The following is a 26,178-nucleotide window of genomic DNA, read 5'->3' as shown; positions in this document are numbered from 1 at the left end:
ACCCTGTGCCCAATCAACTGTGTGTCCATTGCTAGCGATATTTTGTGTTTAGGTGAGAGGGATAATGGCTAATTATTAATAGTCGATATAGTGCTTAACCAAGGGGCTTAAATCAATCTCAACCCCAAGATTCACCAAGTTCCAATACTGGCCAGATATAGTGCGATCTACCATCATGGTGAGGGCTGAGGGTTGAAATTGTTTAAAATATTTTAGCCCTTGCTTGGCTTGTTGGATAGCCTGATGGTGTACTTGGCTGGTAGCAAAATTAAAAGCGCCAGTATGGTACGGGGCGATAGACAATGGGCTTAGTCCGATTTTAAGCCACTCTTCATAAAATGATCCTGGGATAAGAACCTCATCTTCGCGGCGAATATCAAGTGCGACCAAATCTTGCTCTAAGGCAGTCACATCACCACGTAGCGCATGCTTAGCAAAGCGTCGGAACAGCTCGATTTCTTGATGACTATAAGCACGTATTCCGCCAAAATCATAAGCAATCACGCTACCATCTGGGCGAAAGGCAAAGTTACCTGGGTGAGGGTCACAATGCATACGATACAGCTCAAATAGTTGACCTGCGCTAAAATGAAACAGACGGGTAGCGATTTTTTGTTTGACTTCATTATCCCAAGTAGCGGCGACACTTAGAGGTTCACCCAGCTCCTCGGTCAAGGTTAGGATACGGCGAGTGGAGTGGCTTTTAATCACTTTTGGTATAATAAGTGCGTCATCATCAGCATGGAAAGCACCAAAAATAGCTAAATTTTGTGCTTCTTTGATATAGTCAAGTTCATTATGAAGACTATCTCGAATTTCATTAAAGATTTGGTTTTGTAGCTCACGGCTCATACTAAGTACACCGGTCATTTTTAATGCCAGACGCACTTGCTTTAGATCACTGTCACAGTTTTTATCAACATCAGGATACTGAACTTTAACAACGACTTGCTTACCATCAGGCAAGGTGGCCTTGTGAACTTGCCCAATTGAAGCGGCAGCAAAAGGCTGTTGTTCAAATTTTACAAAGGCTTCTTCGATGGGTTTTTTAAGCTCACGTTCCACTTGTGACTTAATTTGCCAGTAAGGCATGGCAGGCGCATCGTTTTGAAGTTTTTCTAAGGCTGCTGCGACTTCAGGAGGAAACACCTCTTTGTACTGGGAGGCGATTTGTCCCACTTTCATCACCGCCCCCTTCATTTCACCCAAAGTTTCTGCAATTTGCACGCCGACATCTTGAAGCATTTGCGAGCGGGCTTCAGTGCGTTTTTGTTCATCACTAGATAAGCCTTTTAAAGAGTTTTTTGCTGCTTTGCCTGCAATACTGGCGGTCATGCCTGCTAATTTCATAAAGCGTTTGCCGGAAGATGCCATGTGTTTTGCCTTAACTTAATTGAACGGATGTCTGAAACCGAAATTTGTATAAGTATGCGGTGCAACTTATATCTAGTTATCAATCTAGAAAATATATCTATGAATTGGGAAAACTGGTTATTTGTACTTTTCTAACTATTTGTACTTTTCTAACTATTTGTACTTTTCTAACTATTTGTACTTTTCTAAAAAATAACCTAACGCCATATCATATCCTAGGTGACCCAGACCACAAATTACCCCCACTGCTTTGTCGCTAAAGTATGAATGACTGCGAAATGATTCACGACTATGCACATTGGATAGATGCACCTCGATAAAAGGTTTTTCAGTGGCTAATAAGGCATCACGAATAGCAACTGAGGTGTGTGTAAAAGCAGCAGGGTTGATAATAATGGCATCAACCAGCCCACTTTCTGATTCATTGTTAGTAGCTAATAGGCCATGATGTTGAATCGCATCGATTAAATCGCCTTCGTGATTGGACTGAATACAGATAAGCTCCACATTATGAGTAGTCGCTGTGGTGGTCAAACGCTGCTCAATGTCAGCTAGGGTGGTCGCACCATAAATATGAGGCTCTCGTTTGCCGAGTAGGTTTAAGTTGGGGCCATTGATTAATAAAATACGGCGATGACGAAAAGCTGGAGTTGAGGCATGTTGACTCATATCAGATAAACTCGATAGATGGTATTATAAATATGGATGGGAGTGAAGTAGGTGTCATTATAGCACTACTGCCATTACAATAAAGTCACTAATCTAAACTGCTTAAATACGACTGGCAGTGTAAGTTAAGGATTAAATCGAAGAAAACTCAAGGTAATATAGAATAAAATTGCTAAAAAATAGCATAATATGTTATTTTGAGTGTGAAAGTTATGTTAAAACACTTTGTCTAAACAAAATGGCGTGCTATGATTAGTTTTAGATAACAAGTGTGTCTGTTTTGTTACCATAAACAGTCAAATGTATCGGCTAGATAAACAGAACGGAAAGACAAACGTGTTATCCAATGGCATGTTGCCATTTTCTTGTACCCAGTATTAGCATCAGAGGCTATAGCTTAAATGCTTTAATTGGGGTTAAATTAAAGTTTTGTTAATTAAGTTTTAGGAAGTAAATTATGTCAGCTCGTGAGCAAGGTACTGTTAAGTGGTTCAATGATGCCAAAGGGTTTGGTTTTATTCAACGTGAAAGCGGTGAAGATATCTTCGTCCATTTCCGTGCAATTCAAGGCGATGGCTATCGCTCGCTACAAGATGGCCAAAAAGTTGAGTTTGTCGTTACTGAAGGTGAAAAGGGCTTACAAGCTGAAGAAGTTACTAAAGTAGACGCATAGTTCAATACGCATTATTACGAATAAACAGTGTGAATAGATAATCCGTGACTTATTTGATAGGGTCACGAGTTGTTTATTGATAACGTTTTTTAGTAGAAAGCCAACCAGTGAATTTATTTACTGTGTTGGCTTTTTTTATTGTTGTATTGAAAGTAGGCAATTCAACGTACAATAGCCTATAATGATTCAAAAGCCTATAATGATTCAAAAGCAACTGTGCCTAAAATAAACAATTATAACTTCACGTGTATTTTGTATTGATGACAAAGGAAGTTTTATGGATAGATTTATGAAATTTAGTGATTTACCACTAAGTGACAGTACCTTGTTATCCGTAAGCGACTTAGGGTTTACTGAGCTTACTCCGATTCAAGAGCAAATTTTACCTTATACGCTGGCAGGTCAAGATGCTATCGGACAAGCACAAACAGGTACGGGAAAAACGGCTACCTTTTTAATTACCATAATTGAGGCCTTATTAAGACGACCGTTTGCGATAGATGAAAAGCGTTATATTGGTGAGCCAAGAGCGCTGATTTTGGCACCTACACGAGAGTTGGCCAATCAAATATATGAAGATGCCATAGCCTTGACTAAGCATACAGACCTACATAGTGTGTGCGTCATGGGTGGTATTGATTATGAGCTACAAATCGCTGAGTTGGATAAGGCGTTTACTGATATTCTAATTGCGACACCAGGCCGTTTGATAGATCTTGTGCATAAAGGTCATGTGTTTTTAGATCGAGTTGAAGCCTTTGTCTTAGATGAAGCCGACCGTATGTTAGATATGGGGTTTATCCCAGATATTAAGCGCATTATGCGCTATATGCCCGCCAATACTGACAGACAAAGCTTATTATTTTCGGCCACCTTTAACCAAGATGTGATGAATTTGGCATATCAGTGGTTATTAACCCCTGTGTTTGTTGAAATTGAGCCTGAGCATAAGACCAGTGACTTAGTAGAACAACACTTTTACTTGCTGGCTGAGGCGGATAAATATAGGGCATTAACTGAAATATTAGACGCACCAGAAAGTGAGAAAGTCATTGTTTTTGCCAACCGAAAAGATCAAGTAAAGCGTTTATATAATCGTCTGGGTAGTAATTATAACGTGGTCATGCTCTCTGGTGATGTTGACCAAAATAAACGTGAGCGTTATTTGGAAAAGTTTAAAACTGGCAATGCCAAAGTATTGGTTGCAACCGATGTGGCAGGGCGAGGTATCCATGTTGATGAAGTTAGCCATGTCGTGAATTATACCTTACCAGATCAGGCAGATGATTATGTACATCGTATTGGTCGCACTGGTCGAGCAGGGAAAACAGGGGTTAGCATCAGTCTTGTTAGTGAAGATGATGCTTTTAATTTACCAGCGCTTGAGGCACATTTAGACTGCAAGTTAAAGCTTGAGCAATGGTTTCCAAATGACTAAAGACTAAGGTAATAACTAGATGTGCTCAATAGTAGTGTAAGGCGTGTCTCTATTTGATTGATAAGGCTAGGTATAAGATATAATTTCGCTAATAAAAGTAAATTTTGAGAATATAGATATATTGTCGAAAAATCTGCAAAGGCTAGCAGGCGTTTAGCCCAGCATTTAGTATCCGCTAGCCCATCAATCATCAAAGTAGTAATTTAGGATATGTCTTAGTGATTGTGATTCATGTCTGCATGTGCGTCATGGTCGATAATCATCTGAGGGTTGTCGTACTGATGGTCAGCAGGTTGATGCTCACTATGCCCAGTATGCTCACTATGCCCAGTATGATTACTATGCTCAGCATGATTACTATGCTCAGCATGATTACTGTGATCTGGCATCGTATCTGTTATCATTTGATGGCTACTATGATCGCCATGAGCACTGTGGCTGCCATGCCCACTATGTAGTTGCTTCATAATAATAGGTACAAAAATAACAGCAATGCCAGAGAGCATCATAATAATACCGTTTAATTGGCGTAGTCGGAAGCGGCCAATTTGCTTATGTAGCCAGCCGACAGTTTCTTGAGTTGCAACCAGCATAGGTACCGTACCCAAACCAAAGGCAAACATTACCATTGCACCAGATACGATGTCATTACCGACAGCGGCCATTAATAATGCGCCATAAACCAGTCCACAAGGCAAAAATCCCCATAATAAACCAGCAGTTAACGCACGTGGAAATGTAGTTAATGGGAACACCTTTTGGCGTAGGGGTGACAGCTTTTTCCATACTCCCATACCGACCTTTTCAAGTCGTGTCAAAAAGGGCAGTCCTAACATACTAAGACCAATGAAAACCAAAACAGCACCCAACAATATTCTGGGAAGACTGTTGCCAACCATAATGGGTGCTAATACGGTGGTACCAATGATGCCAGCAACAATACCTAAAAAAGAATAACTGATTAGGCGACCTAAGTGATAGGTAGCGATAAGCGCTCTTTTTTTGGTTGTACTGACTTGTTGCATTGATAGTCCAAATGCGGTCACTAAGCCGCCACACATACCTAGGCAGTGAGGAGATCCAAAAAAGCCCATTGCAAAGCCGGCAACTAAAAGTGGTGATATCATATATTTGTGTCCAAAAATAAAAAAAGGTCTATACAGCTTTAGCTCTCTGGGTCCTAGCTCTCTGGGCTATTATTCGTATCCGAGTCTAAGCTGGGATTATTTGTACCAATATCTAATTTGTTAGGCGTATTATCGGATGCTTGAGTCTTTTTTTTGGTTATCTTGGATGTTTGTGTGGTCGTGTTGGCAAGGACTTGACGGCGTTCTTGGCGATCATCTAGGATAACTCGTTGTGATTCGTTATCAAGGTCTTCAAACTGATTGGATTTGACTGCATAATGAACTGCCCAAATACCTATTACAAATAGCATAAGACTAAGTGGGATGAGTAAATACATACTGACCATAATTTTTTGTCCATTATTAACAAAGGTTTGTAACAGCTAACGAAATTACCAGAGCTAAAAAGTTTTTACATCTTCAGGCTTTCGGCTACGTAATAAGGTAGCAAAGCTAACCTCATCAGCCTCACGACAGTTTTGCTGTGGTGCAATGATATCTCGGATATATGCGGCCAACTCATAAAGTGTGCGTCTTGAGTGTTGCGCATTATTTTTAGGTTTTAGCCAGTCTTTTCGCATCGGTAAGGGTGCTATTATGGGGGTAGTTTGGATGTGATTCAAACCAAATTGACGGCGTGTGCGGGTCATGTGATAGGCATCTGTGACCAGATAGACATTGGTTAATTTTAGTCGCTTTGCGGTAAAGCGTGCATTTTCACACGTATTCATACTGGCATTTTCGGTAATGACATTATCCACTCCTTGTTGTGCTAACCACTCACGCATCCAAGGTGCTTCTACACCAGTGGCAATAATGGGTAAGGGGTGTTGCTGATAGTGGGCAAGAACCGTCTGCATTCGATTCAAGCTATAAGCGTTTAAGACAATCTGATTGTCCTTATTGCTTTTTGACTCATCGCTTTTAGGGCTGTTTCTTATGTCATTGCTGTGTGACTTGTCAAAACTGGTCTTCTCAGTTAGACCGCCACCAAGTACCACATAAGCGGTAGGTGCTGTGGATGGTGTATGTTGTTTTAACGGATATGACTGATCAGACGCTGATGACTTGTTTTGTTGAACATTAGCAGTTGCTTGAAACTCAGAAACAACTGGCACAGGCAGTTGGTTTATTAGCCATAAACCTAAGGTTGAGAATATCGGCGTAAAAAAGCATAAAACGCTGAGTACTAGAAGGGATAAGGCATAATAACTGCCTTTTTTTACTCCTAAATAACAGCGCTTTAACAACGAGCCCATGATGACTTCACTTAAATATATGATAAACCCAAATAATTATAGCCAACTATTGCCGTTATGGATATGACCGAGTTTATTGTAGCTAACTCATTACCATTAAAATTAAGCCATAACAGTTAAAAATAAGGATATTTGCTATCCATGCTATGACCAAGTCTGCTTTAACATGGACGAGCCTGAGAGTCTAAGAAAACGGGCTCTCGCTCTAGCTCAATCGCAAATTTTTTGGCAATCTCTTGTTGGATAAGGTGCTGCGTTGCTAAGACATCAGTTTGTGTGGCAGGTGTAACTGATGCTTGTTGCACACTATGATTAACCAATACCAGTGCCTGCTTGTCGTGAGTCAAAATAGGGGCAATACCTTTGCCTTTGAGCCCAGCTTTATCAATCAGCCAGCCAGCAGCTACTTTTGTTTGTGTTGTGTCCACTGGGTAGCCCACGATATCAGGATATTGCAGTTGCAATTGTTGATAGTGGCTGTTGGTAATGATTGGGTTTTTAAAAAAGCTACCGCAGTTTGGCAACTGTTTTGGGTCTGGAAGCTTGGCTTGGCGAATTTGAATAACAGCCTGCATTACATCCGAAGCGGTCAGATGTTGGCGATGGTCTTGTTCTGCTAAATTTTTAGCGAGCTTAGCTACATCACCATAGTTGGTATTTACTTGTTCGGCATCTTTATGAAGAACAAACCGCACCTTACTAATAAGCCACTGTCCAGCTTCACGCTTAAACTTGCTATCACGATAGCGAAACTGGCAAGCTCGAGTATCAAGCTGATGCCATTGTTCAGTTGGCAAATGAAAAGCGGTGACTTCAGCAATTAGCTCCTCAACTTGTACGCCATAGGCACCAATGTTCTGTACTGGAGATGCACCGACCAAACCAGGAATCAGGGCAAGGTTCTCTAATCCGTACCAGCCATGACCGACACTATAACTAACCAGTTGATGCCAATTTTCACCCGCCATAACTTCAATCTCAATATGTTGAGAATCTTCTGAAATTACCTTAATGCCACGCATTGCAGGATGCAGAACACTGGCGTGTAACTGAGTTGGCAAGATAACATTGCTGCCACCTGATAAGACAAACCATGGTGTACCTAGTGCTTTTATCTGAGTTACGGTAGGGGCAACTTGTGACTCATCAGTGAGACGAATCAGGCGATCTGCACGACAAGACAGCTGCATACTATTGAAGGCTGTTAAACTGGCATCATTAATAGCAAGGTCAAAGGCTGTACTGTTCAAAGTTGTGTCTGTCTTATTCAGAGCGATGTTATCAATGCTACTGCTATTCATAAGCTTATGCCCTGTTAGATCATCCAGCTGTCAATCCAAGCGTCAACTGAGGACTCAAGGCGTTTGATAACCTCCTCAAACCCTTCTGGACCACCGTAATATGGATCTGGTACATCTTGCTTATAGTAGCTGTTATCAACTTCACTCATGAGTGCTAGACGTGCTAACGGTTTTGAGTCAAATTGCTGTTCGGCACGCTGCTTAATAAGCTGTAAATCAGCAAGGTTTTGTGCATCCATAGCTAAGATTAGATCAAAGTCAATAAAGTCTTGCGGACCAACTTGGCGGGCAACCAGTTTGCTGATGTTATAGCCGTGTTGTTTGGCGTGCTTTTGCGCACGTTCATCTGGATGCTTACCAATGTGCCAGTCACCTGTACCAGCAGAGTCAGTTTTTAGGCTCAGCCCAGCAATGGCAGCGCGTTGACGCATGATACCTTCGGCAGTAGGTGAGCGACAAATGTTACCAAGACAAACTAATAATACAGATTTTGGCATAGAGTCTGATATTGGCATAGTACAACCTATTAGGGTTTATTTATAGTCAGGTCTAAATCAAATGATACCTTTTCTGAAAAATAACCTATCTTTGTCAAATTCGCTAAATCTACTACTTGTAGCGTTTGCACTCGCTTTCCTCGTTATCTTAATTTTCAGATTAGGTATGATTATTATAGATAAAAATAACATAAGATAGATATAAGCTACTTATTCTAGCAATCTTGGCAATGAAACGATAGTCTTTAATCTGACTGGTATTTAAAGCGCTGTAATTCTCGGCGTTGTTTTTTATTAGGTTTGGTGTCAGGGCGGGCAAGATTAGCAAGCTTACGTTGTTCAGAGAAGTAGGCTCGGCGCTCGATGCTTTCTTGGGTTTCTTCATATAAGGTCTGAGCAACAGTGGCGTTGCCTCTTTGGGTAGATAGGTCTTTAACAACAACTGTCTTTTCGGTCATGGCGGTGGCCGAGCCTTGGCGAATGGTGAGCTCATCACCAACGCTGATTTCTTTACTGGTTTTGACTCGGCTACCAGCAAAGTGGACTTTGCCGCCTTCAATGGCTTGCTTTGCCAAACTGCGTGTACGAAAAAATCTAGCCGCCCATAGCCATTTATCAAGGCGCACCTTTTGTCGCTGCGCAGAGCTTGAATGAGCATTGTTAGACATAATCAAATAGACCCTCTATAAATAAGATTTAGAAAAATAGTAACGTTTATAAGCAGTCTATAATAACCCAAAATAGCTAAGCGCTAATATTACTGGTGTTATTGAATTTTATAAACCACTGGGATAGTAATTCGACCTGGAACAGGCCTTCCATCTATTATAAATGGGTTTAATTTTGCATTTTTAAATGCTGCTAAGGCGGCAGTATCCAAACGCTGATCTCCGCTACTTTGAACAATCGATACGTTTGTTATACTGCCATCTTTAGCCACATCCAGGCGAGCGCTTAATTTAAAGGTATCACCCGAGTTATGACGCGTAGTAACACTGTAAGGCACCTTAAGATTAGGTGTTTTTTTCCATGACGCACCGCGTGTAGCAAAAGTCTGTGCATAATACGCAAGCATGTCAGCTTCAGTTTTAACCATGGTTGTCGACTTATCAACCAGTTCGGCTTGTGCATGACTATAGAAAGCCAAAGCACTGACGCATATTAGGGACTTGATTACAAAAGGCTTCATAAGATTTTTTCCGTTGCCGTTATAAGTAAGGTATCAAGGCATTTTAAAGCCGAAAAGTAATGTTTTATTTTAAAAAGAGTTTATAAGCAATATTATCAGTAACGGGTGTACAGTCATAGCCAATTCTTTGTAGTGTTTCTTGAACAGCACATGAGCTGGCATCAGGAGCATGGATACCTACTAACACACGACCATCGGCCGCTCCATGGTTTCGATAGTGGAATAAAGTAATGTTGTAGTCTGACCCTAATTTCTCTAAAAAGTTGAGCAGGGCACCAGGACGTTCTGGGAAGCTAACCTTAAATAATTGTTCGTTTTCAAGACCAACATGACCGCCAATAAGATATCGGATATGCGACTTAGCAATATCATCATCTGTTAAATCGTGGGCATCGTAACCAGACTCTGCTAATGACTGAGCTATAACATGACGCTCTTTATCCCCTTCTTTAAGCGCAATACCTACAAATATTGAAGCAGGCTCTAAAGAGTCAGGTGAGGTGTGGCTACGTGCACGATAGTTAAATTCCGTAATATTGCGCCCTTTTAAATTTCGGCAAAACTCCAAAAATGCTCCAATACGCTCTGGGATAGTTACAGCAAAAATGGCTTCCTTTTTTTCACCAATTTCAGTACGTTCAGCGATATAACGTAGCCGATCAAAGTTCATGTTAGCACCAGATACGATGGCGACACAGTTTTTATTAGTAAGCTTTTTACCTGTTAAATATTTTTTCATCCCTGCAAGCGCAAGAGCGCCTGATGGCTCTACAATACTACGACATTCTTCAAATACATCTTTGACAGCAGCACAGACTTCATCATTTGTACAGGTGATGACTTCTTGTTCGATGAGTTTGCCTGAATTATCACTTTTTGTAAGATTGATGACATCAAAGGGTAGCTCGCCTATTTGTGCCACAGCCGTACCATCAACAAACAAGCTCACCTGAGGCAATACAACGCGTTCGTTGGCTGCTAATGCCGCCTTTAAGCTGGCAGCACCTTCTGGCTCAACTGCTATGACTTTGGCATGAGGTGCAACATCACCTAAAAAAGCAGCAACTCCAGCTAATAAGCCACCTCCACCAACAGGCACAAATATATATTCAACATCTCGCCATTGTTGATTGATCTCAAGCGCTACGGTACCTTGTCCTGCGATGACAAGCTCATCATCATAAGGTGGGATATAGGTCAGCCCTTCTTTTTTTGCAAGTTCGATAGCATAGCGGTTTGAAACATCGAAGCTATCGCCATATAAGTCTACATTACCACCAAGTGCTTTTACGGCATTTACTTTGATATCTGGTGTGGTAGTCGGCATAACAATGACGTTTTGTAAACCAAGCTTGGCTGCTGAAAAGGCAACACCTTGAGCATGATTGCCGGCAGAGGCGCAGATGACACCGCGGGCTTTTTGCTCTTCCGATAATTGGCTAATTCGGTTGTAAGCACCGCGTAACTTAAAAGAAAAAACAGGCTGTAAGTCTTCTCGCTTGAGGCGAATATCATTGTTAAACCTTGCTGATAGTTTTGGTGCAATATCTAAAGGTGTCTGAATAGCAGTATCATATACGGTAGCTTGAAGAATATTACGAACCCATTTTGAAAGCATAGATAATCCTATAATTATTTACCAGTTGAGTATTAGGAGGGTGACGATTAGTCATAGGCCTTAGCGTATGCTGTTTTTTTAAATCCTGCAAGTTTTAGGTGTTAAATTATTGATGATAATTGGTTATCAGCTTGATAACTTTTATTGAGCCAGCAGAAACAGCTTATTGAGCCAGCAGAAACAGGTTATTGAGTCAGCAGAAACAGGTTATTGAGCCAGCAGATACAGGTTATGGCGATAGTAGAAGTAAGTAGCTGATGAGGTAAAAATGATTAGACACTCAAAAAGTTGCGATTTAGATAGAGAAATAACCAAAAAAGTAGTTAGATTTGGTATTATGTGTCATTGTATTTTACCGTAATTTTTTTAGTATCACAGAGCGAAAAGGGTCGTTATGAGTCAGCAACTTAAGCTTAAAAAAGATGTCGCAAAAGCAGCTTTAAGCTATATTGAAGATGGTATGATTTTGGGAGTGGGTACAGGTACAACCGTAAACTGCTTGATAGATTTTTTAGGAGATATCCGCATTAAAGGTGCAGTTGCCAGCTCAAAAGTCACACAAGAAAAATTAGAGGCAATTGGTATTGAAGTGATGGATTTAAACTTTGTCGGTGAGGTAGATTTATATCTAGATGGCGCTGATGAGGTGAACCCAAATTTACAATTGATTAAAGGCGGAGGCGGTGCGTTAACTCGTGAGAAAATTGTCGCTGCTGCTTCCAAGCAGTTTATTTGCATGGTTGATGAGAGCAAATGGGTAACTCAGCTTGGTCGTGAGTTTCCAGTTCCAATTGAGGTGTTGCCTCAGGCTCGATCTTATGTGGCACGTGAGGTAGTGAAGCTTGGTGGTGAACCTGTGTATCGTGAAGGCTTTGTCACTGATTATGGTAATGTTATCTTAGATACTTATCAGCTAAATATAGAAAGCGCTAGCGATATGGAGCAGCGTTTAAATAATATCGTAGGAGTCGTCTGCAATGGTATTTTTGCAGCGAACCAGGCGGATACTCTATTAATAGCAAAGTCAACTGGTGTTGAGAAATTAACCCGTTAATGTGCTTTGGAATATGACTCAATAACCAAGTGTACAATAATAACCATGTGTACAATAATGACCAAGTGTACAATAATAACCAAGTGTACCATAACAACCAAATAAGACATTGCCATATGCATCAAACTCCCCATGTCGGTCTGACCTATCATTTGATCTCTGCTTTTTTTGCTTTTGTATTATGGGGAGGCTGGGCATATTATGTCAATGCAGGCTCTGAAAACCAATTAACTTCTGCATTAACTCAAGGGCTTGCCAGTTGCTGTATTACCTTGGTATTGGTGCGCTTGGTAAGCTTTATCTTTCAACGGCTGCCTGAGGGTAAGCTGCGTCTGATATTGCCAGGATTGCTTGCGGTAAGTCTAACTGGTAGTTGTTTGATATTGACTCATCGCCTTGTTGGCACAGCACACATTTTCTTTACCATTGCACCTGCATTAACGGTGGCGTTTATATTTTGTGTGATTACTGCCGTCAAATTACAGAAGTCTGTATATAATTCAAGACACCTCCCGTTTTGATTAAATAAACGATTTAAAATAGTTCAAGCAGACTTCAATCTTAGTATTTTTAACACAAGATCCTGTTATGCTGGGCAATAGCGCCAGCTTATTGTGCGTGTTGATTAAGCTAAGAGCAGAGTACAAGCGGATAACAATAAAGATAAGGAGTATCATGTCTGAACTAGAGGGTCGAAGGCCATTAAAAGTACGAAGCATTGGACTGGCAAAAGTCATTGCTAAGTGGCTAAGCAATAAAAACATCAGCCCTAACCAAATCTCTATTACTAGCGTTGTCTTTGCAGCTCTAGCATCTGCCTGCTTATTTACGTTACCTTATGTGAGTGGCTCGCTGTTATGGTTATTGCCTTTAGCAGCTGCTGTGTTTATACAGTGTCGGTTGTTATGTAATTTGTTTGATGGTATGGTAGCAATTGAAGGCGGTAAAGGGACGGCATCAGGAGAGATGTTCAATGATATTCCTGATCGAATTGCAGATCCTTTAATTTTGATTGGTGCCGGCTATGCAGTAACGGCTGTTAGCTGGGGATCGACTCTTGGCTGGTTAGCAGCACTATTGGCTGTAATGACTGCTTATGTGCGGACCTTGGCGGTGAGTATAGGTGCACCAAGTAATTTTTCTGGACCAATGGCAAAGCAACATCGTATGGCACTATTAACGCTGGCATGTGTGCTCACTGCAATTGAGCCTTGGCTAGGCAGATTATGGCCTGCAATATCAGAGATGACAGCTAATGCCTCGTCCAATGCTTCTGGCTCAGGATGGATGCTGCTAACAGTATTGGTGATTATTTGTATTGGCTGTGTGTTTACTATTTATAACCGTTCGCTTAGTGCGTATCACTTTTTAGAAAATCAATAAGCTTTAGAAAACCAATAAGCTTTAGAAAATCAATAAGCTAAAAAGTTAGTCAACCAGTTTAATTAAGTTTGATTTTGTCTTTTAGTAAAAACTCCATTAAGGCTTTTTGGGCATGTAAACGGTTCTCAGCTTCATCCCACACCACAGATCTTGGATCATCTAGCATATCATGTGAAATTTCTTCACCTCTGTGTGCTGGTAAGCAGTGCATAAACAACACATCTGGATCAGCTTTATCCAGTAATGACGGGGTGACTTGGTAGGGCGCAAAGCGGCGGGCACGGGTGTTTTGCTCGCTTTCTTGCCCCATACTTGCCCACACATCGGTCACAATCAAGTGAGCATCTTTGGCGGCTTCTTGTACATCCTCAACCAAGCTAACACAGTGTTTAAATTTTTGCATTAGATCTGGGTTAGGCTCAAAGCCATAAGGTGCTGCCACTCTAAGTTCAAAACCAAATTGATTGGCTGCTGCCATAAAAGACGAGCACATATTATTGCCATCTCCGACCCAGGTAACAATTTTATCTTTGATACTACCACGATGCTCGTAATAGGTCTGCATGTCTGCGAGTAGCTGGCAGGGGTGAAAGTCATCGGTTAAGGCATTGATGATAGGTACTGAGGAATATTCGGCAAAGCGTTCTACTTTTTCATGCTCAAAGGTACGAATCATAATGATATCAACCATACTTGATATCACACGTGCAGAGTCTTCAATTGGCTCACCACGACCGAGCTGGGTATCTTTTGGTGATAAGAAGATGGCGTGACCACCAAACTGTCCCATACCAGTCTCAAAGGAGATGCGGGTGCGGGTAGAGGATTTTTCAAAAATCATTCCTAAAGTACGACCAACAAAGGGCTGATAAACCTCCCCCATATGTTGCATTTTTCGGAGCTCACTTGCTCGCTTAATTAAGGCTTCAAGCTCAGCTGGAGACAAATCAAGTAGTGTTAAAAAATGACGCACGCTCATGAGGTTCTCTTTAAATGATTAGACATTAAAATGAATAAAATTTAAACCGTTGGGTTTTTTTGAAAAATGAGTTGGGGTTATTGAAAATCAATAGCAAAATAAATAGCCCTAGTAAACTGTCAGTATAACCAAATTTATAGCAGGGTGAAAACAGTTAACCGTGCTTTTTATTAATTTATTCTGTGATGCTTGCTGTAAGGACTTTTCGAATCGGTCTTTGCGTGACGCGGCACAGCAGCTCATAACCTAAGGTGTGTGCTGAGTGAGCAATATCGTCAACACTAGGCGCACCTTTCAATGTATCGCCCCATAGACTAATACGGTCCCCTACTTGAGGATTTGGCACGTCGGTCAAATCAATAGCAATCATATCCATCGCTACCCGACCAATGACAGGACAGCGATAAGCTTGTAACGACTGATTTTCAGCTGTGTTGTTAGTGTCTGATGGCAGCTTTTGTGGATGCAAGCTGACCCAAGCTGAGCCATCAACTACACGAGGATAACCATCACCATATCCAATGCTGACAATGCCTTTTAGCATAGGGCGATTGGCGACAAAGCGACTGCCATAGCCGACTGAGCTACCAGCTGCGATATGGTGAATGGCCATTATGCGAGCGCTAAATGTCATCACTGGCTTTAACTGTAAGTTATCAGCGCTGACCGCTTCTAATGGAGTACTGCCATAGAGCATGATACCTGGACGTACCCAGTCAAAGTGACATTGTGGAAAGTTGATAATACCAGCTGAGTTGCATAAAGAAGCCTTAGTATTGGCATCTACCTGTGCTTTTAGCATCTTTAATACTTGGTTGAAGGTGTCGATTTGTTGAGTATTTGATGGATGTAATGGGGTGTCAGCATTGGCAAAATGGCTGGTTAAGATTAGCTGATAGCCTGCTGCTACTAAAGGCTTGGCCACAGCCACCAATTCATTAGGCTCAAATCCTAGACGGTTCATTCCTGTATTTAGTTTTAGCCAAAGCGTACGACATGGCGAGCTAACATTAGGAACATGACTCAGCGCCCAGTTAGCTTGATGATGATGATGGATGATGCTTTGGCAGGTGGCTTGTAGTGATTGCTGCCATTCATTTTCACTAAAAACACCTTCAATCAACACAATATCTTTGTTCCAACCCAATGAGCGTAATTGTTGCGCCTCGCTAAAGCAAGCCACACCCAGAGCATCTGCTTGTTGTAGTGCTGGTAGGCAAGCCTCGACACCATGACCATAGGCGTTAGCTTTAACCATGGCTAGTATCTTAGTGGTTGCAGGAATACGGTGTTTAACGTGGTTAAGATTATGGGTTAAGGCAGTTTGATCTATGGTGATAGTCGCATGACGCATGAACACCTCTCACTTAATATAACAATAAATATTCTATAACAATAAATATAAAGGGCTGTATTAAGGATATGCCCAAGTTTTGGTATGATTTTATTTTAACTATCCTCAACATATCCTTAATGATACAGGCTGAGGGCTACCACCTAGCTGAGGGTGTTATTCTCTAACTGACATTGTCATACCAGATAAAGGCATTATCCTAGTATGCGCCATATTACAAAGCAAATAGCCAATAAGTAAAAAATAGGCGATAACCAACCAATAACTTGTGTGGCAAGCGCAATACTAATAGCAAAGCCAGATAACGCAATCCAATCGCGGCGTCTGTCATTAAGCATGTCAGCACGAATTTGCTGGATCTCTCTTAACTGTTGATCTTGTCTAGCACCTTGTGAGGCCATGCTCTGGATACCCTGATCTAGTAGTTTGGGGATTTGGGCCGTAGATAGCATCAGCTCAGGCAACTGTTCGCGTAATTTGCGCATATTATGGACAGGATCTAGCTGTTCTTTAACCCAACTGGTTAAGATCGGCTTGGCCAATGACCAAATATCAAGCTCTGGGTATAAATCACGACCTAGCCCCTCAACATGAACCAAGGTTTTTAATAGCAACACCAGCTGTGGTGGGATACTCATATGATGGCGACGAGCGATATCTAAAATCTGCATTAACACGCCAGCAAAGTCGATCTCATTAATCGGCTTTAATACCATAGGTGCAACGGTACGGCGCATATCACGGGTCAAGGCGTGTTTGTCAGTATTGGGTGGAATCCAACCAGCGCGACTGACAATATCGACTAAGTTAGCAAAATTGTTGTTCATCACCGCCAGCAACATACGAGCCACTATCATCTGGTCTTCATTGGACAGCTCACCCATAATGGCACAGTCTAGACCAATATAGCGTGGGTAGTGGCGGTATGGCTCTGGAGTCTCTTCAGGCAAGATTTCAACAAAAACGTTGCCAGGATGCATGTCAGCATGAAAGAAGTTATCTCGGAACACTTGGGTAAAAAAGATGGTAAGCCCTTTTTCTGCCAATGCTGCTCTATCATAGCCTAGATCATCGAAGACCTGAGTTTGAGAGATAGGCACACCTTGGATGCGTTCCATAACCATGACATTTTTTGAAGCAGCATAGACCTCTGGTACATACATCATGGTTGAACCTAAGAAGTTGTTACGCATCTTGGTAGTATTGTCTGCTTCGAAGTTCAAGTCCAACTCATTGAGCATAATTTGGCGGTAGTCTTCTACGACTTCAATAATACGTACAGCACGGGCAGCTTCAATACGTGCCGAAGCCCATTGCGCCATATCACGGAGTAGCTCAAAATCTGCCACAATCTGATCTCGAATATCAGGACGTACCACTTTTACTACCACTTCGCGTCCATCATGCAAAGCGGCGGTATGCACTTGTGCAATAGAGGCAGCTGCCAACGGCTTAGTATCAAAGCGGGTAAACAGAGTATTTAAGCTTTGCCCTAAACCATGCTTACTATCTTGAATTTGGGCAATCACGATATCGACATCAAAAGGCTTGACTCTATCTTGTAGCTGTACCAATTGTTCGATAATATCAGGGGTAACAAGATCACGACGAGTAGAGAGCAGCTGACCTAGTTTTAAAAACAAGGTACCCATGTCCTCTAATGCCAGCTTGACCCCATTAGGCTGATGTTTTTTGCCCCAAGCTGCTGGATGCGCTTTGATCATTTTGGCAATCGGTTGTAGCTGTGGGGTGTCTGCTAGTGGTAAATGAGTATCTAGGCGGTAATGTGCAGCTATGCGCCACAGTTGAAACAGACGTTTTCGATGAGTTAACAGCATGTAAAGCCACCCAGTTATAAAGTTTTAAAAGTTTAAAAGTGAAAATAAAGCCACCTTTTCGTAAAGACGGCTTATTAGGAAAAAAGGGTCGTAAATACCAAACCATAGCCAGTAACGAGAGCTGTTAACGGTTTGTTTCCTGTTGTAACCGAGCAAGTACTTTGGCTTGTTCTGCCTTAATCATTGCCAAGCGCGCTTCTTCACGCTCGATATCTGAGCGCAATTTAAGCAACTGTTGCTTTAGGTCTGTAATTTCAGCGTCTTCATCAGGATCTGGTGGTGCATTGCCTGCGACATCATTAGCCCAGTCTGCGACATCATTAAAGGCGTGTTTGGCACTGTGAGACACATTTCCTTTTAAAAATTTTATTAACAGGTCCAGTTGCATAGATAACGAGCTACCAATAAGAGGTTCAAGTTGACCTGCAATATCGGGATTAAAGCCTGCAATTAGCTGCTTTAAGTGCATCAGTATCTTATAGTCACCTTCAATCGGCAGATTGCCACCTGCATCACGCATTAGATTAAGCAACTCGGCGATATTATCAACTTTGATCGTACAATCAGGCTGTATATTACCAATGGCTGCATACTGTTGCCACGCTTGTGAACGCTCATCTTGAGCATCATTAGGCGTCTCATACAGGTCGTATGCGCTGTATTTGACTGGCTCAAAGCGGATATGGTCATCATGAAAATGAATGTCGACATTGAATTTAGGTGTCATCATGGTTAAGCGAAGCACCTTACCTGTCAAATCGGTTAAGCCTGCTTTGGTCGTTTGGTCGCTCAAAATAGCAACATTTATTAGCTTTTCTACTGCAGTTAAAAGTAAAACGGTAATCATAGTGTTTTGCCTAAGTTACTATTTACAATACCTCATGCTCATCACAATACCTCATGCTCAGCTTATGAAGACTCGATTTAGACTGGTGCTTTTTACCCAGAAAAACGTAACTTTAATCAAATATGCTGAGCTAAAGCAACAGTCTATGCTAAGAGTTGAGAGTGAGGTAAATAGTTGGTTATTTTTTAAAGCCACGATGTACAGCTACGATGCCAGCGGTTAGGTTATGATAATCGCAGTTTACAAAGCCGGCATCTTCCATCATGGTTTTTAGTGTTTGCTGATCTGGATGCATACGAATAGACTCAGCCAAATACTGATAGCTTTCGGCATCATTTGCCACCAGTTTGCCCATAAGTGGTAGTGCAGTAAACGAATAAATATCATAGGCCTTTGATAGTGGCTCAAACACAGGCTTTGAGAATTCTAAAATTAATAAACGACCACCTGGCTTTAATACTCGGTACATTGCACGTAAGGCAGCATCTTTATCAGTTACGTTGCGTAGTCCAAAGCTAATGGTCAATAGATCAAAGCTATTGTCTTCAAATGGTGCTAAGGTTTCAGCGTTGGCAAGTACAAAATCGACATTGTTACAACCAGCATTAATTAGGCGCTCACGACCCACATCCAACATGGCTGCATTAATATCTGATAATACTACTTTACCACTGCTGCCGACCTCACGGCTAAAGACTTTGGCCAAGTCGCCAGTACCGCCAGCAATATCTAATACATGTTGTCCAGTGCGCACACCAGATAAACTGATGGCATAACGTTTCCATAAGCGGTGAATACCAAACGACATTAGATCATTCATAATGTCATACTTTTTGGCAACTGAGGTAAAGACATCAGCAACTTTGGCTTGTTTTTCTGCTTTTTTCACTTTTTTAAAGCCAAAGTGGGTTTCCTCTAAGCCATCTGTATCTGGTGTGTGCGGATTGTGAATATCATCTTTTGGGTTAAAGCGGGGCAGAGTGTTTGCTGTTATTGAGCTGACAGTGTGAGTATTTGTAGCGCTTTGAGACGATTGCGCACTGCTTTGAAAAGGCAGAGTCGCTTGTTGACCTTGTGGTGTGCCCACAGGTAGTTCAGAGACATTGCTAAACTGGTCGTTGAGTACCGTTTTTTTGCCACTAGTAGAGTCTAAATTAAGCTGAGCTGAGTTGCCTTGTAGCGCTTGTTGCACTTTGGCATTGGTTTGTTGCTGCTCATCAAGGGTTTTTTCAACAAGCTGAGTTTGTATATCGCTAGTATTGGCTTGCGGTGTGTGGCTGGCTTGACTGCTATGCTCTGTTTGCTTGGTATCATGCGCTGAAGTAACTGATTGGCTCATAAATAAATCCTTGGTTAACTACTTTAATTTTATCGATATCTTGAATTCAATATGGCTTGTATTAGTCGGCCATTTGGATTTGTTATTCTATTTTTGGTGTACATCAGCGATAATTTGTAGCTCACGCTCACAAAATGGATCAATAAAGCTGGCGACACTTTTTAGCGGCTTCATAGCAGCAAATCCTGCGTCAATAAAGTCATATAAAGGTTGTAAGTTATGTTTGTAAGCCTGTCTTTTGGCCAATTTAAATGCTTTTTGCAAAATAAAAGAGTTTAAATATTTGTCACTACGGTAACAAACTTGCTTTAAGTCTTCAATTTGTTGACGACGGGCGCTCTCATCATTAACTGCTAGGTATGCAGCATGCATATTATCAGCAGTCACTGGCAAATCATTGGCAACTAACCACTCGGCTAATTTGAGGTCGAGCTTGGTTGAGGTGATAGCGGTTTCAACGCCTAGCGTTCCTGTTTCTAGTGCTGCTGAAGGGGCAAGCTTTTCAAGTTTGCGTGCTTTGGGTACAATTCTTTCAAGCTGGCTGACAATTTGATTAAGCGTATCGCCACCGTATAGATGATTTAAAAAGTATTCTGCCATTGGCTTGTTTTTGGGTTCTGAAAACAAGGTGGCATGGGTTTGACGAATACGGTCTTTTTGCCAAGCTTGGACTTGTTGTAGCTTTTGTGCCAACTCTGGATTGTTATGATGAGGTAGTTGCCAAAATTGTTGTAGCTCAACACCAAGCTTAGATAATGCGGACATAGGTAAACTCCTAGATTTTTTTAAGTGATACTAATTCTGAATAATAACCTACGCTTGTTAAGTCGATTATAGTAGTGCGTGTATTTTTTTACCTGTATTTATAGTGGTACGTGCATTCGCAGGCATATCTTATATTAAAATTTAGTATTACAAAATATGGTATTACAAAATATGGTATTAAAGGTAAAAATGGAAAGTTAGAATGAGATGGGGTCGTATAGTCTTTATCTGTGGAATAAGATTAGACTGCATTTTTGTCTTGCTAAGCGTCTATTTTTCCCCTTAATCTATGACTACTTACCCCTATATGACTACTTACCCCTGAGTGTATAACTGCTAATTATATTACTATAAGTTAACGTCAGAAGATATCAAATCTATAACTTGAGTCTTTTCACGCAATCATACAAGTAAAATACAAAACAATCAAAATACAATCGTAATAAAAACTTGATAACTTAAACAGTGAACATCAAACCATAACAACTAAAACCAAAGCATAAAAGTAAGGATGAATATAATGTCAAAAAAAGATGACAATGCCAATTTTCATAACAATGAGTTATTTATCGAAGCAGATCCGTTAAGCACCTTTCATATGGATGAAGATCAACTACGGTTTGAATTGGTTAAAGCCCAGTATGCATTACGTGAAACTCGACAACAAGGACAAGCCACTGGCCTATTGGTCTTAGTCAATGGTATGGAGTTGTCTGGTAAAGGAGCAGCAGTTACCCAACTTCGTCAATGGGTAGATCCAAGGCTGCTCAACATTGAAGCTTGTACTGGCACACAGCCAAGTGAGTATGAGCCCATTTGGCAAACTCATGTTGGCAAACTGCCACGACATGGCAATATCACTGCTTACTTTGGCAACTGGTATGCTGACTTAATCCAAGAAACGTTGCAACGGATGCAGCAGGGTAAGAAAAATAAAGATAAGAACAAAGATCTACAAGAACCACCAGAATGGGAGATATACCTGCGTACTCAGTTGAATATCTTGACAGAGTTTGAAGCAGATTTGGCCAATAATCATACTAAGTTATTAAAATGTTGGTTTCATATCGATGAAGACACCTTGAAGTTGCGTCTAAAAGACGACAAACAAGATCCATATTGGCTCTATAATATGGATTGGCATGACAAAAAAATGGTAAAAAAGTTTAATGAAATTGCCAAAGTTATTCTAAGTCAGCAACAAAACTGGGTTATTATAGATGGTAGTGAAGCTGATGATAAAAAAGCTAAAAAGAAAGCCTATAAAGATCAAGGTTATAATCAGCAAGCCAGTGTTGAGTTTTGCCATGAGGTATTACATGCGGCACAAGCGGCGTTAATAAGTAGTCAGCAACATGACAGCAACCATCCACTAATGGCTAATGTGTCACGCAATATGAATGCTGCCTTTTCATGGGCAGATGTACCAGATAAATTAACGGACATAGATGACCCTGATTTGACCAAGTCTGACTATCATAAGTCATTGGCCAAAAAGCAGGCTAGATTAGCCGAGCTACTGCGAGCTAGGGGTGCTGGTTGTGTTGGTGAGCATCATCATGTTATTTTTGCTTTTGAGGGAATGGATGCTGCTGGTAAAGGTGGTGCTATTAAGCGTTTAGTGTCGCCACTAGATCCTCGAGAATATCAAATTTATAATATTTCAGCACCGAGTCAAATAGAGCTACAATACCCTTATTTGTGGCGCTTTTGGAAGCGGATGCCAGAGCTTACGCCTAGCAGAAAAGAAGAGCGATTAAGCCGTATAGCAATCTTCGACAGGACTTGGTATGGACGGGTATTGGTTGAGCGTATTGAAGGCTTTGCCAGTGATGATGCTTGGCAACGTGCTTATGATGAGATCAATCGTATGGAGCGCGATTTGGCGGACAAAGGCACTATTATTATCAAATATTGGTTAGCAATTGATAAGCAGGAACAGCTTGAGCGTTTTGAAGATAGGAAAGAGACACCGCACAAGCAATTTAAATTAACTGAAGATGACTGGCGTAATCGTGACAAATGGCAAGATTATGTACAAGCTGCCGCTGATATGTTAGCACGCACCAATACCAAGTATGCGCCTTGGCATGTGGTAGCGACCAATGATAAGCGCACCGCTCGTTTGGCAGTATTAGATCATGCGATTGCGCAATTAGAAAAAGTTATCAGCTGTTAGCGATTATATAAATTAATATATAAATCAAAAACAGGTAAGCAATTCAAATAAGCACTTGGTCAAAAACAACAGTTTCAAGTTTTGACAGAGAAGGGTATAATGTATATATATAAGCAATTAAAAAAACATATCCTCAGTTCGTACCATGATAATAGTTAAGTGGTTTAATTAGTAATAGCAAGTGTTTATCCATTGAAGCCCCGACTATTCGGGGTTTTACATTTTAACATCCGATTGGCTCAGAAAATATCATGCTTCCAAAGTCAACTACACCAAGCAATACTTATTTTAAAGGTTCAAGCAGAGCGAATTTGTTTTTTGGTTTGTTTCTTGCCGTCATAACCGCATACTTTGTTTGGTGGGGCTTAGATTATACCAATCACCAACAAACTTCTTTGTTTATTGTCGCTACCGTATTTGGCATTTTTATGGCCTTTAATATTGGTGGTAACGATGTAGCCAACTCCTTTGGTACTTCTGTCGGTGCTGGCACGTTAACGATTCCACAAGCGCTGGCAGTAGCGGCAATTTTTGAGGTGTCTGGTGCGGTTATTGCTGGTGGTGAGGTAACAGATACTATTCGTAAAGGCATTGTGGATCTTGATGGGTTACCCATTGAACCAAATCAATTTATCTACGTCATGTTATCTGCGCTAATTGCCGCCGCTTTTTGGCTATTATTCGCCACCAAAAAAGGTTTGCCTGTATCGACCACGCACTCCATTATTGGTGGTGTGGTTGGTAGCTCTATTGTGATGGGAATCCAAATTGGTGGTACAGAGCTGGCATTTTCAACCGTCCAATGGGATCAAATCGGTCAAATTGCGCTGTCTTGGGTGTTATCTCCGTTGCTTGGCGGTTTGTTAGCCTATGCCTTGTATAAACAAATTAAAATTAATATTTTATATTACAATGATCGTGCCGAAGAGCGTATCAAGGAGTTAAAAGCTGCTAGAAAGGTGCTAAAAAAACAGCATAAAGAGTGGGTTAATGAGTTAGCCGACTCATTGCAGGTGTCATATACCTCAAAAATGGTCCGTGACCAAGAAATTTATAAAGATGAGGACACAGAGCGTGATGATTTAGAAACTGAATACTACCGCGAACTATATGACATTGAGCGTGAAAGAAGCAGTATTGATACTCTAAAAGCACTGCGCCAGTGGGTACCTTTGATTGCCGCATTTGGTGGGGTAGTCATGACTGCTATGGTGGTGTTTAAAGGACTTAAAAATGTTGATTTTAGTCTAACTACCTTACATGGCTTTTTGCTGATGATTATGGTCGGTGCGCTCATTTGGTTGACTACCTTTATTTATACTAAGAGCATCAAGGGTAAGCAAAAAGAAGATTTAACTCGTGCTACATTTATCTTATTTAGTTGGATGCAGGTATTTACTGCAGCTGGATTTGCCTTTAGTCATGGCGCCAATGATATTGCCAACGCAGTTGGTCCGTTTGCGGCCATTATGGATGTGATTCGGACCAATGCCATTGCCAGTGAAGCCGCTGTACCAACACCTGTGATGGTGACCTTTGGTGTGGCGTTAATTGTCGGCCTGTGGTTTATTGGTAAAGAAGTGATTCAAACTGTGGGCACTAATTTGGCTCAAATGCATCCTGCCTCTGGCTTTTCTGCTGAACTATCAGCAGCTGCAGTAGTAATGGGCGCTTCTATGCTTGGATTACCAGTATCTAGTACCCATGTTTTAGTTGGTGCAGTATTGGGTATTGGTATGGTTAATAAAAATACTAATTGGGGGCTGATGAAACCAATTGGACTGGCTTGGGTGGTTACGCTACCAGCAGCGGCAGTGATGTCAATGCTTAGTTATTTGGCTTTGAGCAATTTGTTTTAATTCATGTGTTTTAAGGCTAATTTTGAGCTCTCAAAGATTGCTTCGGAGCCTGTACTTATCAGCTAAAGCTAGGATATTAAGTTAAAGTTTGGATGCTCCAATATAAAACAAATCAATTTTAAACAGCCCCTAGTAACGATTAACAGGCTTATTTAGGAAAAAAAGAATTCATTGTAGATTGTGAACGCAGGTTTTCATTAGAGGTTATCAAGGCAAAACAAACTATTAAAAAAGGCCATTGTTATTCAATGGCCTTTTTGGTTAGCACTATTTTGGTTAGCACTATTTTGGTTAGCACTTTGTTGATACGCGTCTTGCTAACAGTATTATTGGACATTTTTGCCATGCTGTTTTTGCTGGATGCTTTTAGCAAGTTTGTAGCACTCATTGATATGGTCGTTAGCAATTTTTTTGAAAATCATGTAGCCCATGGTAGCTGCTACTAATTGGCCACCCAAAGGAATGAATTTAGTCACCTGTTTAGCCACAATTTTTCCACCGTAACCTTGGACTGTTTTTTTTACTACGCCACGAGTTGCCATCAATCCTGCAAAGTCAATAGCACGATTTTTTACCTCGCTCCAATGAACTTCTTTAGCATTAATATCAATGGCAGATTCACGATCAGATATTAGGCCAAAGCGCTCGCTAATTTCAGGTAATAGTAGCGTTAGCATCCCAGCATCAAGGGCAACATCAGCAAAAGGTATTGGGATAATGGCTGCCCCAGCTGAGTATTTTGCGCGTTTTTTGACTAATGCTTGGCATTGCTTTTTTACTTTTTCAAGGTCTAACTCTGGATCAATGCTATCTGGTAGCTTTTCTGCAGCAGGAAGGGTAATCATAAAAATATCCTTATGGTTTGAGTTTTTTGTAATTTAAGAGTTACAGATTAAAGCTTATTTAATGCTGTCAATATATGATTTTTTTGGTAAAAAAACCACTATACTTTGTTAACAGTTATTAGGGCGTGTTTTCAATCTGTATTATTATACCTTTTCTGAAAAATAACCTATCATTATCAAATTCGCCAAACCTACTACTTGTAACGTTTGCACTCGTTTTCTTCGATATCTTAATTTTCAGATTTGGTATTACTTTAAATAAGCTAAAAGCTACTCTTGAATAAGCTAAAAGCTACTCTTAAATAAGATAAAAACACTTATAAATAAGTTGAAAATATAGGACTTACGCACGAGTAGATATGATGGCAGCTGGTAATCATTTATGAATCCTCTGAAAGTAGAGCCAAACGCTCTATAAATAATAACCAGTCGCTTTTTAAGCCTTGAAATTGTATTTTTGCATAAGTCCTAAAATAGTTAACTCTTGGTGTTTAGTATCAAAACCTATACTATGCACTGCCTGGATAACGCTTAAACAAAGCAAATAAAAAAACACATTAAAAAGTTAAAAACAAATGTCATAAAATTTTA

General features: G+C 40.8%; 24 protein-coding genes. 7 read left to right on the top strand and 17 right to left on the bottom strand.

Translation table 11 applies throughout. The features are described from left to right. Nucleotides 1-75: 75 nt before the first annotated feature. On the bottom strand, nucleotides 76-1,374 hold the full coding sequence (locus H140_RS0106335; protein WP_019672824.1) for an AarF/ABC1/UbiB kinase family protein: 1,299 nt from the start codon (nucleotides 1,372-1,374) through the stop codon (nucleotides 76-78). A gap of 171 nt (nucleotides 1,375-1,545) precedes the next feature. Further along, nucleotides 1,546-2,043: a type II 3-dehydroquinate dehydratase gene (aroQ, locus tag H140_RS0106330; protein ID WP_019672823.1), complete on the bottom strand. Its 498-nt coding sequence runs from the start codon at nucleotides 2,041-2,043 to the stop codon at nucleotides 1,546-1,548. A 457-nt stretch (nucleotides 2,044-2,500) separates the two neighbouring features. On the opposite strand from aroQ, the gene H140_RS0106325 reads away from it, so the two are divergent. Beyond that, nucleotides 2,501-2,716 carry a cold-shock protein gene (locus H140_RS0106325; RefSeq protein WP_007393933.1) on the top strand — a complete coding sequence of 72 codons (216 nt, stop codon included), beginning with the start codon at nucleotides 2,501-2,503 and terminating at the stop codon, nucleotides 2,714-2,716. A 277-nt stretch (nucleotides 2,717-2,993) separates the two neighbouring features. Then, nucleotides 2,994-4,154, top strand: coding sequence for a DEAD/DEAH box helicase (locus H140_RS0106320; protein ID WP_019672822.1), 1,161 nt, complete (start codon nucleotides 2,994-2,996; stop codon nucleotides 4,152-4,154). A gap of 215 nt (nucleotides 4,155-4,369) precedes the next feature. Here the strand turns inward: H140_RS0106320 and H140_RS0106315 are convergent, their stop codons facing one another. From H140_RS0106315 to ilvA, 8 genes are all read right to left on the bottom strand, one after another. Next, entirely contained in the window at nucleotides 4,370-5,281 is a 912-nt protein-coding gene (locus H140_RS0106315) for an urease accessory protein UreH domain-containing protein (RefSeq protein WP_019672821.1), read from the bottom strand. Between the two features lie 53 nt (nucleotides 5,282-5,334). Then, nucleotides 5,335-5,628, bottom strand: a complete 294-nt coding sequence (ccoS, locus tag H140_RS16225; RefSeq protein ID WP_019672820.1) for a cbb3-type cytochrome oxidase assembly protein CcoS — start codon at nucleotides 5,626-5,628, stop codon at nucleotides 5,335-5,337. A gap of 54 nt (nucleotides 5,629-5,682) precedes the next feature. Beyond that, nucleotides 5,683-6,540, bottom strand: a complete 858-nt coding sequence (locus H140_RS0106305) for a YdcF family protein (protein ID WP_019672819.1) — start codon at nucleotides 6,538-6,540, stop codon at nucleotides 5,683-5,685. 161 nt (nucleotides 6,541-6,701) lie between these two features. After that, nucleotides 6,702-7,841 (bottom strand): UDP-N-acetylmuramate dehydrogenase, encoded by a 1,140-nt coding sequence (gene murB, locus H140_RS0106300; RefSeq protein ID WP_019672818.1) that lies wholly within the window; start codon nucleotides 7,839-7,841, stop codon nucleotides 6,702-6,704. A gap of 14 nt (nucleotides 7,842-7,855) precedes the next feature. After that, complete coding sequence (locus H140_RS0106295) at nucleotides 7,856-8,356, bottom strand: low molecular weight protein-tyrosine-phosphatase (RefSeq protein ID WP_019672817.1); 501 nt, start codon at nucleotides 8,354-8,356, stop codon at nucleotides 7,856-7,858. 227 nt (nucleotides 8,357-8,583) lie between these two features. Beyond that, complete coding sequence (locus H140_RS0106290) at nucleotides 8,584-9,006, bottom strand: RNA-binding S4 domain-containing protein (RefSeq protein ID WP_019672816.1); 423 nt, start codon at nucleotides 9,004-9,006, stop codon at nucleotides 8,584-8,586. A gap of 98 nt (nucleotides 9,007-9,104) precedes the next feature. Beyond that, nucleotides 9,105-9,527 (bottom strand): energy transducer TonB, encoded by a 423-nt coding sequence (locus tag H140_RS0106285; protein ID WP_019672815.1) that lies wholly within the window; start codon nucleotides 9,525-9,527, stop codon nucleotides 9,105-9,107. Nucleotides 9,528-9,591: 64 nt separating this feature from the next. Then, on the bottom strand, nucleotides 9,592-11,145 hold the full coding sequence (gene ilvA / locus H140_RS0106280) for a threonine ammonia-lyase, biosynthetic (protein WP_019672814.1): 1,554 nt from the start codon (nucleotides 11,143-11,145) through the stop codon (nucleotides 9,592-9,594). Nucleotides 11,146-11,539: 394 nt separating this feature from the next. Here ilvA and rpiA point away from each other — a divergent pair, with 394 nt between their 5' ends. The 3 genes from rpiA to H140_RS0106260 all read left to right on the top strand — a co-directional run bounded on the left by rpiA (nucleotide 11,540) and on the right by H140_RS0106260 (nucleotide 13,582). After that, nucleotides 11,540-12,199, top strand: coding sequence for a ribose-5-phosphate isomerase RpiA (gene rpiA / locus H140_RS0106275; protein WP_019672813.1), 660 nt, complete (start codon nucleotides 11,540-11,542; stop codon nucleotides 12,197-12,199). Nucleotides 12,200-12,315: 116 nt separating this feature from the next. Beyond that, nucleotides 12,316-12,720 (top strand): hypothetical protein, encoded by a 405-nt coding sequence (locus tag H140_RS0106265; RefSeq protein ID WP_019672811.1) that lies wholly within the window; start codon nucleotides 12,316-12,318, stop codon nucleotides 12,718-12,720. A 154-nt stretch (nucleotides 12,721-12,874) separates the two neighbouring features. Continuing rightward, complete coding sequence (locus H140_RS0106260) at nucleotides 12,875-13,582, top strand: CDP-alcohol phosphatidyltransferase family protein (RefSeq protein WP_019672810.1); 708 nt, start codon at nucleotides 12,875-12,877, stop codon at nucleotides 13,580-13,582. A gap of 58 nt (nucleotides 13,583-13,640) precedes the next feature. On the opposite strand, the gene argF is transcribed toward H140_RS0106260, so the two are convergent. The 6 genes from argF to H140_RS0106230 all read right to left on the bottom strand — a co-directional run bounded on the left by argF (nucleotide 13,641) and on the right by H140_RS0106230 (nucleotide 20,704). Continuing rightward, a complete protein-coding gene (gene argF / locus H140_RS0106255) occupies nucleotides 13,641-14,561 on the bottom strand; it encodes an ornithine carbamoyltransferase (RefSeq protein WP_019672809.1) in 921 nt (306 codons plus the stop codon). Nucleotides 14,562-14,736: 175 nt separating this feature from the next. Then, entirely contained in the window at nucleotides 14,737-15,915 is a 1,179-nt protein-coding gene (gene alr, locus H140_RS0106250) for an alanine racemase (RefSeq protein WP_019672808.1), read from the bottom strand. Nucleotides 15,916-16,109: 194 nt separating this feature from the next. Continuing rightward, nucleotides 16,110-17,750 carry an ABC1 kinase family protein gene (locus tag H140_RS0106245; RefSeq protein WP_026348889.1) on the bottom strand — a complete coding sequence of 547 codons (1,641 nt, stop codon included), beginning with the start codon at nucleotides 17,748-17,750 and terminating at the stop codon, nucleotides 16,110-16,112. A gap of 127 nt (nucleotides 17,751-17,877) precedes the next feature. After that, entirely contained in the window at nucleotides 17,878-18,600 is a 723-nt protein-coding gene (locus H140_RS0106240; RefSeq protein ID WP_019672806.1) for a ubiquinone biosynthesis accessory factor UbiJ, read from the bottom strand. 178 nt (nucleotides 18,601-18,778) lie between these two features. Next, nucleotides 18,779-19,939, bottom strand: a complete 1,161-nt coding sequence (gene ubiE, locus H140_RS0106235) for a bifunctional demethylmenaquinone methyltransferase/2-methoxy-6-polyprenyl-1,4-benzoquinol methylase UbiE (RefSeq protein WP_019672805.1) — start codon at nucleotides 19,937-19,939, stop codon at nucleotides 18,779-18,781. 87 nt (nucleotides 19,940-20,026) lie between these two features. Further along, the gene (locus tag H140_RS0106230) at nucleotides 20,027-20,704 is read right to left on the bottom strand and encodes an FFLEELY motif protein (RefSeq protein WP_019672804.1); all 678 of its coding nucleotides are present in this window, start codon (nucleotides 20,702-20,704) and stop codon (nucleotides 20,027-20,029) included. A 520-nt stretch (nucleotides 20,705-21,224) separates the two neighbouring features. On the opposite strand from H140_RS0106230, the gene H140_RS0106225 reads away from it, so the two are divergent. Continuing rightward, a complete protein-coding gene (locus tag H140_RS0106225; protein WP_019672803.1) occupies nucleotides 21,225-22,883 on the top strand; it encodes an ATPase in 1,659 nt (552 codons plus the stop codon). A 251-nt stretch (nucleotides 22,884-23,134) separates the two neighbouring features. Continuing rightward, a complete protein-coding gene (locus tag H140_RS0106220; RefSeq protein ID WP_019672802.1) occupies nucleotides 23,135-24,742 on the top strand; it encodes an inorganic phosphate transporter in 1,608 nt (535 codons plus the stop codon). Nucleotides 24,743-25,068: 326 nt separating this feature from the next. Here the strand turns inward: H140_RS0106220 and H140_RS0106210 are convergent, their stop codons facing one another. After that, nucleotides 25,069-25,587 (bottom strand): hypothetical protein, encoded by a 519-nt coding sequence (locus H140_RS0106210; protein ID WP_019672800.1) that lies wholly within the window; start codon nucleotides 25,585-25,587, stop codon nucleotides 25,069-25,071. Between the last annotated feature and the right edge of the window lie 591 nt (nucleotides 25,588-26,178).

It is taken from the genome of Psychrobacter lutiphocae DSM 21542, from assembly GCF_000382145.1.
GTDB classification, from domain to species: domain Bacteria; phylum Pseudomonadota; class Gammaproteobacteria; order Pseudomonadales; family Moraxellaceae; genus Psychrobacter; species Psychrobacter lutiphocae.
The sequence above is the reverse complement of the archived record's forward strand: the minus strand, read 5'-3'. Positions and strand labels throughout refer to the sequence as shown.